At 66.7% G+C, this 13694-nt stretch carries 15 protein-coding genes and 1 rRNA gene; 5 read left to right on the forward strand and 11 right to left on the reverse strand.

Annotation, left to right across the window (positions count from 1 at the left end; genetic code table 11):
• A 5S ribosomal RNA gene (gene rrf, locus AB4120_RS07465) occupies positions 1 to 93 on the forward strand; the annotation flags it as partial.
• Positions 94 to 192: 99 nt separating this feature from the next.
• Positions 193 to 474 carry a GIY-YIG nuclease family protein gene (locus AB4120_RS07470; protein WP_441642151.1) on the forward strand — a complete coding sequence of 94 codons (282 nt, stop codon included), beginning with the start codon at positions 193 to 195 and terminating at the stop codon, positions 472 to 474.
• A 60-nt stretch (positions 475 to 534) separates the two neighbouring features.
• Here AB4120_RS07470 and AB4120_RS07475 read toward each other — a convergent pair whose 3' ends face one another.
• Both AB4120_RS07475 and AB4120_RS07480 read right to left on the reverse strand, forming a co-directional pair.
• Entirely contained in the window at positions 535 to 957 is a 423-nt protein-coding gene (locus AB4120_RS07475) for an organic hydroperoxide resistance protein (protein WP_092296121.1), read from the reverse strand.
• Between the two features lie 60 nt (positions 958 to 1017).
• Positions 1018 to 1488, reverse strand: a complete 471-nt coding sequence (locus AB4120_RS07480) for a MarR family winged helix-turn-helix transcriptional regulator (protein WP_149138637.1) — start codon at positions 1486 to 1488, stop codon at positions 1018 to 1020.
• 185 nt (positions 1489 to 1673) lie between these two features.
• Here AB4120_RS07480 and AB4120_RS07485 point away from each other — a divergent pair, with 185 nt between their 5' ends.
• Positions 1674 to 3143, forward strand: coding sequence for a DegQ family serine endoprotease (locus AB4120_RS07485; protein ID WP_149138638.1), 1470 nt, complete (start codon positions 1674 to 1676; stop codon positions 3141 to 3143).
• A 224-nt stretch (positions 3144 to 3367) separates the two neighbouring features.
• Complete coding sequence (locus tag AB4120_RS07490) at positions 3368 to 3694, forward strand: hypothetical protein (protein ID WP_149138639.1); 327 nt, start codon at positions 3368 to 3370, stop codon at positions 3692 to 3694.
• 60 nt (positions 3695 to 3754) lie between these two features.
• Here the strand turns inward: AB4120_RS07490 and AB4120_RS07495 are convergent, their stop codons facing one another.
• The 5 genes from AB4120_RS07495 to AB4120_RS07515 all read right to left on the reverse strand — a co-directional run bounded on the left by AB4120_RS07495 (position 3755) and on the right by AB4120_RS07515 (position 9827).
• Positions 3755 to 5290: an MFS transporter gene (locus AB4120_RS07495; protein WP_149139358.1), complete on the reverse strand. Its 1536-nt coding sequence runs from the start codon at positions 5288 to 5290 to the stop codon at positions 3755 to 3757.
• 47 nt (positions 5291 to 5337) lie between these two features.
• Entirely contained in the window at positions 5338 to 5835 is a 498-nt protein-coding gene (locus AB4120_RS07500; protein WP_149138640.1) for a MarR family winged helix-turn-helix transcriptional regulator, read from the reverse strand.
• 80 nt (positions 5836 to 5915) lie between these two features.
• Positions 5916 to 7916, reverse strand: a complete 2001-nt coding sequence (locus tag AB4120_RS07505) for a transglutaminase TgpA family protein (protein ID WP_149138641.1) — start codon at positions 7914 to 7916, stop codon at positions 5916 to 5918.
• Positions 7913 to 8890 (reverse strand): DUF58 domain-containing protein, encoded by a 978-nt coding sequence (locus tag AB4120_RS07510; protein WP_149138642.1) that lies wholly within the window; start codon positions 8888 to 8890, stop codon positions 7913 to 7915. The genes AB4120_RS07505 and AB4120_RS07510 overlap by 4 nt, the downstream gene beginning before the upstream one ends.
• A 13-nt stretch (positions 8891 to 8903) precedes the next feature.
• Positions 8904 to 9827, reverse strand: a complete 924-nt coding sequence (locus AB4120_RS07515) for an AAA family ATPase (protein WP_149138643.1) — start codon at positions 9825 to 9827, stop codon at positions 8904 to 8906.
• A gap of 225 nt (positions 9828 to 10052) precedes the next feature.
• Here AB4120_RS07515 and AB4120_RS07520 point away from each other — a divergent pair, with 225 nt between their 5' ends.
• Entirely contained in the window at positions 10053 to 10898 is an 846-nt protein-coding gene (locus tag AB4120_RS07520; RefSeq protein ID WP_441642111.1) for a phytanoyl-CoA dioxygenase family protein, read from the forward strand.
• Between the two features lie 79 nt (positions 10899 to 10977).
• On the opposite strand, the gene AB4120_RS07525 is transcribed toward AB4120_RS07520, so the two are convergent.
• From AB4120_RS07525 to AB4120_RS07540, 4 genes are all read right to left on the reverse strand, one after another.
• Complete coding sequence (locus tag AB4120_RS07525; protein WP_187645311.1) at positions 10978 to 11154, reverse strand: hypothetical protein; 177 nt, start codon at positions 11152 to 11154, stop codon at positions 10978 to 10980.
• 152 nt (positions 11155 to 11306) lie between these two features.
• Positions 11307 to 12035 carry a GntR family transcriptional regulator gene (locus tag AB4120_RS07530; protein WP_149138644.1) on the reverse strand — a complete coding sequence of 243 codons (729 nt, stop codon included), beginning with the start codon at positions 12033 to 12035 and terminating at the stop codon, positions 11307 to 11309.
• Positions 12036 to 12177: 142 nt separating this feature from the next.
• Positions 12178 to 13200 carry a 2Fe-2S iron-sulfur cluster-binding protein gene (locus tag AB4120_RS07535; protein ID WP_149138645.1) on the reverse strand — a complete coding sequence of 341 codons (1023 nt, stop codon included), beginning with the start codon at positions 13198 to 13200 and terminating at the stop codon, positions 12178 to 12180.
• A 14-nt stretch (positions 13201 to 13214) separates the two neighbouring features.
• The gene (locus tag AB4120_RS07540) at positions 13215 to 13694 is read right to left on the reverse strand and encodes a GlcG/HbpS family heme-binding protein (protein WP_149138646.1); all 480 of its coding nucleotides are present in this window, start codon (positions 13692 to 13694) and stop codon (positions 13215 to 13217) included.

The following is a 13694-nucleotide window of genomic DNA, read 5'->3' on the forward strand; positions in this document are numbered from 1 at the left end:
GAACCACCCCTTCCCATCCCGAACAGGACCGTGAAACGACTTTGCGCCGATGATAGTGCGGACTACCCGTGTGAAAGTAGGTCATCGCCAGGCTCTTATACCCAAAACCCCCAGCCCCAAAAGGCTGGGGGTTTTGCTTTTGCGGCGACAGATTGGTATTTTCGTGACGAAAACGCTTATGATCTGCCTGCCATGCCCTCTGACGAAGAAGCCCCCTGGTATCTCTACCTGCTCGAATGCGAAGGCAATTCGATCTACACGGGGATTACCACTGACGTCCAGCGCCGCTATGCCCAGCACCTTGCCGGGATTGGTGCCAAATACACGCGTTCCCGGAAACCCAGGCGCCTGCTTGGATGGCTTCGCTACGACAACAAATCGGAAGCGTTGAAGGCCGAGCTGGCCACCAAGCGCATGTCGGCCGTGCAAAAGCGCGCGTTTTGCGCGGTGCTCGAAACGGAAGACAATGCATAAAAGCAAAAACGCCGGCAAATTTGCCGGCGTTTTTGTTTGTGATCGCAGCAGTAGCCAAATTTAGACCACCGTCAGCGTCACCTCGATGTTGCCGCGCGTGGCGTTCGAATACGGGCAGACCTGGTGAGCCGCTTCCACCAGCTTCTGGGCCGCTTCTTTATCCATGCCCGGCAGCGAGATCTTCAGATCGGCCTGGATACCAAAGCCCTGCGGAATCTGGCCGATGCCGACGGCGCCTTCGATCTTGGCGTCCGGCGAGACCGTGATCTTCTGCTGGCTGGCCACGAAACGGATCGCGCCCAGGAAACATGCCGAATAGCCAGCCGCGAACAGTTGCTCGGGATTCAGGCCATCACCCTTGCCACCCATTTCCTTGGGTACGGCCAGCTTCACATCCAGTTGATTATCGGACGTCACGGCGCGGCCATCGCGGCCACCGGTTGCGGATGCGTGGGCGGTGTACAGGACTTTCTCGAGTTTCATTTGCATTCTCCTAGCGATGCCCGCTCGGGGGCGTTTCAAAATCATGCCGAAATCGGCAACTCAATCCTCGGACCGTGCATTGTCCAGCGTGGTCCGCATCTCATGCAGGCGCGCCGTCAATGCCTGGATCTCCTCGATCGAGCACTGCGTCGCGCACAACATCTTTTCCGGGATACCTTCCGCCGATGCGCGCAGGCGCCGGCCGGCATCCGTCAGGCTGACCAGCACGCGTCGCTCATCTTCTTCATCGCGTGCCCGTGCCACGAACCCGGCGACCTCCAGCCGCTTGAGCAGCGGGGTCAGTGTCCCGGAGTCCAACGTCAACCGTTCCCCCAGTGCCGACACCGTTAGCTTGTCCGTCTCCCATAACACGAGCATGACCAGATACTGCGGATAAGTGAGTCCAAGCTCACCCAGAATCGGCTTGTAGATCTTGGTCATTGCCAGCGACGTGGAATACAGCGCGAAGCAGAGCTGTTGATCCAGCCGGAGCCATTCATCGGTAGCGGGAGAGTTCGTTGCGTCAGCCATGGCTCTATCTTATACACAATTAAATTGTGTGCAAGATAAATTTTCTATCGTGACTATTGAGGATAGGTGACGCGGGCGAGATGGGGCGAAACTTTAAGTCTGGTTTAAGGATGGCTGCTTAGGATGCTTCCATCGCGCCGCAACTCCTGCGTCCGCGCAAGAAGCCAAACCAGAAAGGAAAGACCATGATTCGCCAGACTTTTGCCCGCTCCGCCGTCGGTGTCGCCGCGCTCGTTGCGCTGGCCGGCGGTTATGCCTATCTCCAGAAGGATGCCATCACCCCCGGCTACGCCGCGCCGACGCCCGTCACGGCTTCGGCCTCCGGCGCGCCCGTCGCCGTCGCTACGCCGGCCGACTTCTCGGGCATCGTCGACCAGTACGGCCCCGCCGTGGTGAACATCAGCGTCACCGCGCGCGCCCAACGGACCTCCGCGCAGGCGCCGCAGGGTATCGATCCCGACGATCCGCTGTTCCAGTTCTTCAAACGCTTCGGCCCGCAGTTCCAGGGGCCGCAGAGCAGCCAGCCGCAGTTGGTGCGCGGCCTGGGCTCCGGCTTCATCGTCAGTTCCGATGGGCTGATTCTTACCAATGCTCACGTGGTCGACAACGCCACGGAAGTCACCGTCAAACTGACCGATCGTCGCGAATTCAAGGCCAAGGTGCTCGGCGCGGATCCGCAGACCGACATCGCCGTGATTCGCATCGATGCGAAGAACCTGCCCACGGTGCGACTTGGCGATCCGTCGAAGATCCGCGTCGGCGAGCCCGTGCTGGCCATCGGCTCGCCCTATGGTTTCGAAAACACGGTCACTGCCGGCATCGTCAGCGCCAAGTCCCGCTCGCTGCCGGACGACACCTATGTGCCGTTCATCCAGACCGATGTGGCGGTGAATCCCGGCAACTCCGGCGGCCCGCTGTTCAACCAACGGGGCGAAGTGATCGGCATCAACTCGCAGATCTATAGCCAGACCGGTGGCTACCAGGGGCTGTCGTTCGCGATTCCGATCAACGTGGCGACGAAGGTGCAGGAGCAACTGGTGGCGCATGGCAAGGTCACGCGCGGCCGCCTCGGCATCTCGGTGCAGGAGGTCAACCAGGCCCTGGCGCAGTCCTTCAACCTGCCCAAGCCGGCCGGTGCGCTGGTCAATTCGATCGAGCCGGACAGCCCCGCGGCCCGCTCCGGCCTGAAGCCGGGCGATGTGATCGTGCAGTTGGGCGACGATGTCATCGACCATTCAGGCGATCTGCCGGAGCACGTCGCCGACATGAAGCCCGGCACGCAGACCCAGCTCAAGGTCATCCGCAAGGGTGAGCCGCTGACGCTGACCGTCAAGGTGGGCACGGCCCAGGAAGGGGCCGTGGCGCAGAAGGCGAATGGTGGCGATACCGGCGGCAAGCTCGGCCTCGCGGTGCGCCCGCTCACGCCGGCGGAGAAGCGGGACAGCGGCATCGATGGCGGGTTGGTAGTGGAAGACGTAGCCGGTCCGGCCGCGCGCGTGGGCATTCAGCCGGGTGATGTCATCCTGTCGCTGAACGGCACGCCGATCAGTTCGGCGGAGCAGCTGCGGGCTCTCGTGTCGAAGTCCGGCAAGCAGGTTGCGCTGCTCGTGCAACGTGACGACGCCCGGATTTTCATCCCCCTCGACCTCGGTTAACGGGGTCCGGAAAACCGGGTTTACGGTGCCCGGTTTACGTATACAGGCCGTATACCGTAAACCGGTATACGGCCCGCAAACCCTTGCCAGAGGCCGAATTCAGGGCGATAAAACATCCCAAAAACGCGTTTGAGCAGGTATGATCTCGACTGCGATGCATGAAGCGTGTGGTGGCCATGGCCGCCACGTCTGGTTCTTGCTGAATCGACAGAACAAGGAAGTCTATGCAGTTGGATTTCACCCGCGCCCCCATCTCGCCGGGTACCGACCGAACGCGGCGCCTGACGCCTGCCACCACCAAGCCGACGACCCCGCGTCGCCGCAAGAAGGAAGCCGCTCCGCACTGGGAGCGCGGCTACCGTTCTCATTTCTACCGTAACGAACGCGGCGAAAAGCTTGGCGAGGTCCACCTCTCCGATCGCGGCGAACTCCCCGTGGTCTACCGTTGGGCGGCCGGCAACTACTCCGGCGCCGAGGGCTCGCTGGCCCATGCGCGTGCCCGCGTGGAAGAAACCATCGGCTTCGGCATGCGCCAGCTGTCGCTGTTCTGACGGGCGGAAACCTCTCCCGCCCCTAGTCGTATCCTCACCGCGCCGTCCACAGTCTGGGCGCTAGTCCAGCCGACGCTGCGCGAACATGCCGATTGCCGCCACCAGCGCGAGCACGGCAATCAATCGATAGAGATCCTCGCAGGCAATTAGCCGTGCCTGTTGGTCGACGATTGTCGCCAATTGCGCCAGCGCGCCCGCGTGCGCCTGTCCGGCATCAAAGCCCCGCGCCACCAGCGCCTTTTGTGCCGATTCCATCCACCGCGCCGTCTCGGCGGGGTGTTGCCCGATGGCATGGGTCAGGCTGGTATGCACCGCGAACTGCCGGTTTTGCAGCAGCACCGCCCCCAGGGCCGACGCAAACGAGCTGGCAATCTGCCGCATCAGGTTCTTGCTGCGGTAGCCGTGGGCGAAGTCGTCGTCGTCGGCCAGCGAGCGGAACGTCAGCCCGGCAATCGGGATGATGACCATCACACCGAACAGCCCCTTGCCCACGAGCCCGGGCAGCAGCGCCACCGGCCCGACGTCGGGCGGCATCATCGAAAACCACGTCATCGCGCCCGCCATCAGCAGCAGGCCCGCCACCATGACCGGCTTCTTGTGCTTGAGGTGCCGCGCTACGCGCAGATAGCACCAGATACCGGCGAGGCTGATCGTGGCGGCCAGCGTGTTGAGCCAGCCCGTGGTGGCCAGCGGGAACCAGAGTGCCTGTTCGGCGTAGATCGGGAAGACGTAGCCGCTCAGGTTGCTGATCATGTAGTAGACGAAATACATGGCCAGCCCGGTCAGGTAGACGGGGTGGCGCAGCGCGCGCAGTCGTAGCACCGGCGTGGCGTGGTGCCACTGGTGCCACAGGAAGCCGGCCAGCAGTGCCAGGGCTAGCGCGGCGACCACGGCCACGCGCGCGGGATGCGAGAACAGGTCGAAGCGCGCTTCGGTCAGGGATGCCTGGAGCGCCACGATGGCCACGCCGAACAGCAGCAACGGGCCGAGCGCCGGGCCGCCCACATCGTCGCGCGGCTCGGCATCGGGCAGGAGCAGCCAGGCGCCGAGCGTGGCCAGCGCCGCGAACGGCAGCACGCCGTAGAACACATCCTGCCAGACCCCGCGCTCGACCAGCTCGGCCGCGAACGCCGGCCCCAGCGCCGACGCGCCGAAGATCCCCAGCATGAAGATGCGTGTGGCGCGCGGCCGGTCAGCCGGGCCGAACATCAGATTCACGAGAATCCGGCAACTGGTGAACAGCGCGCCGCCGCCCACGCCTTGCACGAAGCGGGCGGCCACCATCTGGGTCAAGCCGGTGCTGGTGGCCGCGCCGAGCGTGCCGGCCATGAACAGCAGCAACGACGCCGTCAGGTAGTAGCGATAGCCGAAGCGCTGCGCCAGCCATTGCTGCTTGAGAATCATCAGCATGCTGCCCACGGCATAGGCCGCCTGCACCAGCGCAAAGCTACGCGGATCTGCATCGATGCCGCCGACGATATGGCTCGACGCGAACACGAACATGATGTTCTCGAGGAACTCCACGCCGGTGGCCAGTGCGAGCAGCATCATCAGCAGCGTCTGGCGCTGCGGTCGGCTCAACAGGCGACTCAACATACCGGGCCAGCGAGGGCCGGCGCGCTCGCCTTGCGGGGCGGGCAGGTTCACGACCGCTGCGCGTCGAGCGCCGCGAGATTCTGGTGCAGCTGCGCGAGGTCGCGTGTGACATCGGCCAGCCGGTCCTTGCCCAGCGGCGCCCAGGCCTCGCCATAGGCGGCATGCACGGCGGGCGCGGCGCGCTCCAGCAGCGCCCGGCCTTCCGCCGTCAGCGTCAGTTCCAGGCTGCGCCGATCCTGGGTGGAGGTCTTGCGCTGCACGAGCCCGCGCGCCTCCAGGCCGTCTATCAGACGCGTCATCTGGGTGCGCGTGGCGTCGATGGCGACGCCAAGCTCCGACGGCATGGTCGGCTGTCCGCCATCGGCGACCAGCAGGCTCATGACCAGGTATTGGCCCATGTCCAGCGCGTGCGGCGCCAGCGCGCGCTCGATGTGATGTCGGAGCAATCTGGCGGAGCGCAGCAGGAGGCGGGAGGCGAGCATCAGGTCGTGCGGCGCTTCCGGGTATTCCGCGCAGAACCGGGCAATGCGCTGTTCGAAGGGCATTTGTTACATCCGATATAGTTACAAAAGTAACTATATGCCCGGGACACGGGAATGGCAACCAACCATGGCGCGAGAGACGGTTAGCGCACCTGTCGCCGTACGAGTAGTAGCGCCTTGCGCATGCGTGCCATCGCCTGCAGCCGGCTCGCGGCGTCTGGCATGCCGTAGCGCAGCGCGATGTAGTCGCGTGTGAACGCCTGCAAGGCGGTGGCGGCGCCTGGCAATGCCTCGGCGGCGCGCAGTGCGAAATCGGCGGGCCCTTCCGATGCCCCGCGCGCGCAGCCATGGCGCGCCAGCAGCGCGCAGAAGCGGGCATAGAGCGCCTGGAGTGGATCGAGCCGGCGTTGCCGCAGCCAGAGCGGCAACAGTGCGACAAGACTCAGCGTTGCCAGCCCGCCCGCCAGCAGTGCCGGCAGCTGGCCATCCATGCCAAGCTTCTGCAGCAGCCGGCCCTGTTGCGCCCGGTCATACTGGAGCACCCAGCGCTGCCACGTATAGGTCAGTCCGTCGAGGCCCAGGCGCAGGTCCCGCAGCCATGCCGGCCCGCGCAACGCACGTAGCGCCTCGGCTTCATCGCCGCTCAGGGCGGCGTCCACGCCTTCTTCCACGCGGCTCGGCGCCACGGCGCTGGTCGGGTCCACGCGCACCCATCCGCGCCCGGCGATCCACACCTCGGCCCAGGCGTGAGCATCCGATTGCCGGATGATGTAGTGCCGGCCCAGCGGGTTGTACTCGCCGCCCTGATAGCCCATCACGGCGCGCGCGGGCACGCCGGCGGCGCGCATCAGGAACACGAAGCTGCTGGCGTAGTGCTCGCAGAAGCCACGGCGGGTGTCGAACAGGAAGCTGTCCACCTGCTGCTTGCCCAGCGGCGGCGGGGAGAGCGTGTAGGCGAAGGGTGCACCGGCGAAAAGCCGCAGTGCGGCCTGCACGCGCTGCCACGGGTCGGGATACTGCGCCATCCAGCTGGCAGCGAGTTCGCGGCTGCGCGGATTGCCTTCCGGCAACGCGAGCGACAGCGCCAGCGTGCGCCGCGACAGTGGTTGTGGAGTGCCCGCCAGCGTCGAGTGGCCCCGGTAGCGCAGTGGCCGGTCCACCGGGGCGCGGGCGAAGAATTCGTCGTCGGCGGAGACGCGGGCGTCGAGGCTGCCAGACACCGCGAGGCCCCGGTCGAGCAGGTACAGCCACGCCTGCTGGTTCGGCTCCAGCGTGACGTTGTACGCGCGCACACCAGCGGGCGGTGGCGTGGCGTCATCGTCGTCGTCGCGCAGCCCGTTGGCCGGGCGCATGGGCCGCATCGATCCATCGGCGGGCCGCCACGCCAGTCCGTCATAGTTCCAGAGCACCAGCGCGCGCCAGTACAGCGCGCTGGCGGGCAGCGGATCCCCGACGATATCGGCACGGAACGCCACCTCGGGCGAGCGGATCAGTTCGCCGACGCTGCCGGGTTTCATCGTGTCTGAAATGCCGGTCCGGCCCACCGGCTCGGACTGCGGCAGCCGCCACAGCGGATGGTCGAGTCGTGGAAACAGCACGAACAGGAACAGCGCCCACGGCAGGCCGATCAGCGCCATGCGGCCAAGCAGCGGCCAGATCGCCAGCCGCCCGCGCGCTTCCGGATGATGCAGCAGCAGCCAGTTGCGCAGGATCCATGCGCCAATCGCCATGCTGTAGATCGCCAGCCAGAACGGCTGATCGGCGAGGTAAAGCGTCAGTAGCAAGTAGAACGACAGTTGCGTGACCAGCGTGGCATCGGACAGTGCCCGGGTTTCCAGCAGCTTGAGGATGACGAACGCGCCCAGCAGCGCCACGCAGAGTTCGCGTCCGAGGCTGCCGCCCGACTGCCACACGAGCGCGGCGGCGGTCACCAGTACCAGCACGGCCGATACGCCGAGCATCAGCTTCGACGGCAGCGGTGCGCGCTGGCGCCAGAGCAGCCAGCGCCAGGCCAGCAGCACCAGCAGCAGCAGGCTGACCGACACCGGCAGCGAGCGCGCCTGCGGCGCCAGCACCAGCGCGAGCTGGCCCATCAGCATGCCGTGTTCCTGATGCCCGATCGGGCGAACTTCGTGCCGCGTCATGACGCGCGCCGCTCCGGCCACACGGCCAGCGCTTCCAGGCAGGCGCGGCGATGGGCGGCACCCTGGGCGGGCGGCAATGCCACGCCGGGCAGGCGCAGGCCGATCTCGATGTCGTCGCCGGCGGCCAGCACCCACGCGCACAGTCGCGACAACCGGGCCTCCGTATCCATGCCCGGTGGCAGCGCGTCCCAGTCGAGCCAGCAGCCGGGCAGGCGCGGCGTGGACCCGGTGCGGCTCAGCATCCGGCCCGTACGGGCGCTGTGCTTCCAGGCGATGCGGTGCAGCGGGTCGCCAGTGCGATAGCGGCGCAACTGGTCGATGCCATCGTCCGACGCGACGGACAGCGTGCCGTCCTCGGCGTCGTCCGGACGGGCCACTTGCGGCAGTGGCGGAGCGTTCGGCTCGGGCGCCGGATAGACGAAAGCCACCAGCGACAAGTCCGCGTAGCTCCACACGCGGAACAGGCCGAACGGAAAGCGGCTGGAGAACGTGACGCGTGGCAGCTTCAGGCGCCCGCGCGCGGAGGCCGGCACGCGCAGCGGCAAGGTGCCCCGGCTGTCGCCGTCGAGGGTCAGCGTGGCCACCTCGGATTGGGGCGTGCGGGCCTCCAGGCCGATGCGGGCCGCTGGGTCGGCGTTGTCCACGTTCAGCGCAAAGACTGCCGCATCGCCCACGAAGGCCGGAGAGGCGGCACCCGTGGACACCGCCAGTTCCAGCAGATTGCGATAGGCCATCCACATGCACGCCATGCCAATGCCGGCGAGCAGGAACGTGAGCGCGAAGCCGAGGCTGATGTTGTAGTTCAGCGAGGTCAGCAGCATCGCCACGAGCAGCACGCCAAAGCCGGCCCCGCTGCGCGTAGGCAGGATATAGAGATGGCGCCGATCGAAGGTCACCACACCATTGACCGGCCCGTGCTGGCGATGCAGCCAGGCGGTCAGCGGACGATGCGCGGTGGCGGAGGCTTGCCGCATGGCGGGCCGGAAATCAGGGAATGGCGACGTTGGACAGCAGGCGGTCGAGCACCCCGGCGCCCTGGCCCACGCCATGGCCGGACGGCAGCAGACGGTGCCCCGCCACTGCCGCGAATACGGCCTGCACGTCCTCGGGGACCACCAGCTCGCGCTGCTCCAGCAACGCCCACGCGCGTGCGCAGGCCAGCAGCGCCAGCCCCGCACGCGGCGACAGCCCGGCCACGAAGCCCGGTTCCGCACGCGTGGCCTGCACCAGCGCCAGCACGTAGTCCACCAGCGCCGGGCTCGCGTAGACCTTGGCGGCGGCGGCCTGCAGCGCCATCACCTGCTCGGCGTCCATCACGGCCACCGGGCGCTGTTCGGCGGCCCCGCCGAGGTACAGCACCCGCTCGAAGGCCGGATCGGGATAGCCGAGCGAGATCCGCATCGTGAAGCGGTCGAGTTGCGACTCGGGCAACGCATGCGTGCCGATCTGCTCGAGCGGGTTTTGCGTGGCGACGACGAAGAACGGCGCGGGCAGCGCATGCGTGGTGCCGTCGTGGGTCACCTGCCGCTCGGCCATGGCTTCCAGCAGCGCGCTCTGGGTTTTCGGGGGCGCGCGGTTAATCTCGTCGGCGAGCACCAGTTGGGCGAAGATCGGGCCGCGATGGAAACGGAACTCGTTGGCCTCGCGCAGGAAGACCGAGACGCCAACCAGATCCGCCGGCAGCAAATCGCTCGTGAACTGCACCCGCTGGTACTGCAGGCCCAGCGTCTGCGCCAGTGCATGCGCGAGCGTGGTCTTGCCCACGCCGGGTACGTCCTCGAGCAGCAGGTGGCCGCCGGCCAGCATGCAGGCCAGGGCAAGGCGCACCTGGCGCGGCTTGCCCAGCACGATGCGGCCTAGCTGGGTTTGCGCCTCGGCGAGCGAGGCAACGATCCTGGGTCGGGCGGTCACGAGTTGCCTCCGGTGACGTGGCTGCAGGTGCAGAGTGCGGCCATTGTAGCGGCGTAGGGGTCGCATCGGACAGTGGGTTGCCGCACGCATTCGGGGCGACAAATGTCCTGTTGTCTCACGCGAAATGGGCCGTATCGCCCGCCAGCCCGCGCCGGATCTCGCCGCTTCTGGCATCATCGATCTGTTGGCGCCTTGCCACTTTCAGATTGGTCTCATCCCTCCCCGATGACTGCCTCGCAACACCGCGCCTCCGGCGCCCCGGTTTCCCTCGATTTCGACTCCTCCGCGCCCCTGGCTGACCAGGCGGGTCTGGCCAGCCTTGCGCGTGAATTCCACGCGGGCGGCTACATCGTGCTGCGCCGCTTTGCCAGCGAGGCCATGTGCGCCGCGCTGGAGGACATGACCCGCAAGCATCTGGCCGCCGCCGTGCCGCCGGTGGAGCTGGAGGCCGATCTGGGCTATCCCGGCGCGCCCGCCTCGCGCCAGGCCGAAGGGGGCGGCACGGTGCGCCGGCTGCGCCAGGCCTATGGCCGTGACGAGGTATTCCGCCGCTGGGCCAGCGATCCGCACGTGGTGGCCACGGTGGAGGCGCTGCTGGGCGAGCCCGCCCGTCTGACCCTGGCGCACCACAACTGCGTGATGACCAAGCATCCGCACTTTGGCAGCCAGACGGGTTGGCATCGCGATACGCGCTACTGGTCATTCGTGAAACCCGAGTTGGTGACGGTTTGGCTGGCGTTGGGCGATGAAGACGAACGAAATGGCGTCTTGCGTGTGATTCCGGGCTCGCATCAGGCCAAACTGGCGCCTGAGCAGCTCGACCCGGCCGAATTCCTTGTCGAGGCGCATCCCAACAGTCAGAGCCTGCTGAAAGGGGCGATGCCGCTGACCCTGCATCGGGGCGACGTGCTGATGTTCGACAGCAGGCTGTTTCACGCGGCGGGCCGGAACGACGCCGAGTCGGTCAAGCTGTCGGTAGCGTTCGCTTACTTCGGCGCGAGCAACCGGCCGCTGGCCGGCACACGGTCAGCCGAATTCGGCAGTGTGGAGTTGCCGCCGGCCGCCTTGTAAGCGCGCTGTGTCCCAGAAACACAAAAGCCGCCATCATGGCGGCTTTTTCATTGGCGCGATGTCCAGCGGGTGGCGTGCGTCAGGCGGCGTTGCCGCGGGTCGTGCCCGAACGGAACAGGGCAAACAGATCGGCCAGACGGACAGGCAGCAGCGGGGTGGTGTGCCGAACCGCGTCGCGGCGGGCAAAGTGCTTCAGGAGTTGCTCGCCGACCGGACGGCCGAGGTACGAAGCATCCGGGTATTGCATGATGGTCATTCCCTATTGTGGTTAACAACGGCCTACAGTATACACCGCGATGGTGCGGCGCGCCATTTGCTGGTGCGGTCGGGGCATGACCATGTGCAGACGCCCGCGCGAAGGCGGGCGTCGGTGCACCGGTATGTGGCGGGAGCGTCAGGCGGAGGGCGTTACGCGTCCTTGTCGGGTGTGTCGCTTGCCGGGGCGCCGTTCATGTTTTCGACAGCTTTTGCCGCACTGAACACATGGCGCGTAGCCAGCAGCGCGGCCAGGTCGGCATCGCCGGCAATCACGGCCTGGAGAATCTGGGCGTGCTCGTCCCAATTCAGGCGCGCGCGGCTCAGGTTGGCCGGCGCGAACAGCAGCCCCGTGCGCTCGCGCAGCGAACGCATCATGTCCTGCAGCACGCTGTTGGCGGCGATATTGCCCAGCAGTTCGTGGAACCTGGAGTTCAGTTCGACGAAGCGCTCGGTCTGGCCGCTGTTCACGGCGTCGTTGCCTTCCTTGAGTACCTTCTCGATTTCCAGAATCAGCGCGGGGTCGCGGCGTTGCGCGGCGAGCTTGGCGTTGAGACCCTCGAGCGTGGCGCGGACCTCGACCATCTCGCGGGCGATATTGGGCGACAGGCGCGCCACCGACGCCCCGCGCCGGGGCTCGATCTTGACCAGCCCTTCCGCCGCCAGCGCGCGCAGCGCCTCGCGCACCGGAATGCGGGACACGCCGAGCTCCTGCGACAGCGTGTTCTCCACCAGACGCTCGCCGGGGTCGTACTGGCCGCCGAGGATGCGCTGCCGCAACGTATCGGTCACAAGCGCGAAAAGCGGGGAATGCTGGGCGCCCAGGCTGGCAGCCGGGGTGTCCGGATTCGGGCTGAAGGCACTGGTGGTGGCGTCGTTCATGGTCGGGATCGGCCGTGGAAATCGTGGAGCGCGCAAGAAACTTGAGCGTTGAAGCGCCGGCCCGTCGAAACGAAATGGAACCGATGGGACCGGCGTGAATGCCACTATTGTATACCGTCAACCTTTGCGACCAGACATTCCACTACATCGTCGGATGCTGGAAAGTGAACCCGTCGGCATACAGGAACGGTACCTGCGCGCCGAGTCCGGTGAACAGCTGTTTCGCATCGCGGATCATGTTGGGCGAGCCGCAGAGATAAATCGCATGCTCGGACAGGTCGCCCAGGTCCGCCGCCACGGCTTCGTGCACATAGCCGCGCCGGCCCTGCCAGTCGGCGCCCGCGCGGGACAGCACCGGCACGTACTGGAAATCGTAGAGCCGCTCGCCCCAGGCGCGGATCTCGTCGTCCAGGTAGAGGTCCGATGCGGACCGCATGCCCCAGTAGAGCCACACCGGCGGGCAGTCCGGGTCGTCCATCAGGGACTCCAGCATGCTCTTGATGGGCGCAATGCCGGTGCCCGTGGCCACCATCAGCAGTGGGCGGTAATCCTCCTTGCGCAGCGCGAAGTTGCCGAGCGGCACTTCCACATCGAGCCGGTCGCCCGGTTGCAGGCGTGGCAGCTGCCCCGCCGTGAAGCGGCCGCCGGCAATGCGGCGCACGTGGAAGTCCACCTCGTTGCCGCGCGGGGCGGATGCCATCGAGAAGCTGCGATGGCTCCCGTCGTCTAGCAGAATCTTCATGTACTGGCCCGGCGCGAAGGCCAGCGGCGCGTCGTCGGGCAGGGCCATGCGCAGGTGCAGCACGTCGGCCGCGAGCGGCGTCACCGCCTGCACGATGGCCGACGCGCGGCGTGCCGGCTCGGCCGGCTCCATGGCGCGCGCGGTGCTGATGACGAGGTCGGCCGTGGGCCGGGCCTGGCAGGCCAGGGCGAAGCCGGCGGCGTCCTCGTCTTCGGTCAGTCCCATCGGAAATTCTTCATAACTGACCGATCCTTCCACCACGCGCACGCGGCAGGTGCCGCAACCGCCGAAGGTGCATTCATGGGCCAGGCTGACGCCCGTGCGCAGCGCGGCATCCAGCACGGACTCGCCGGGCTGCGCCGTGAACGACTGCTGCGTCTCGGCAATCTCGATGCGATAGAGGGGATGGGTACCGTGGGACATGACCGCGCTCCTGCTTACTTCTTGATGTCGGCCTGCGCCAGCACGGTCAGGTCCTCGGCGGCCAGCAGGTCGCGCAGCGCCTCCAGCGCGGCCACGCCGCAGGCGGTGTCCTGCTCGCCGTTGCCGCCGGACAGGCCCACGCCGCCAACCACCTCGCCGTTGACCACCACCGGGTAGCCGCCGACGAATACCGCGAACTTGCCTTCGAAGCTCCACTGGATGCCGAACGCCTCGTTGCCGGGCAGCGCCGGGCCGTTGGGCGCCGTGTTGAATAGGTGCGTGGAGCGCTTGTGGCCGGCCGCCGTGAACGCCTTGTTCCAGGCGATCTGCGGGCCGGTGATGCGGGCGCCGTCCATGCGCTCGAGCAGCAGCGGATAGCCGCCTTCATCGACAATGCAGATGGACTCCAGCACGCCGATTTCCTCGGCCTTCTTCACCGCCGCCGCCACCATGCGGCGGGCTTCCCGCAATTCGAGCTTGATTGCCTTTTTCAT

Source organism: Cupriavidus sp. 2KB_3, assembly GCF_052115685.1.
GTDB classification, from domain to species: Bacteria; Pseudomonadota; Gammaproteobacteria; order Burkholderiales; family Burkholderiaceae; genus Cupriavidus; species Cupriavidus campinensis.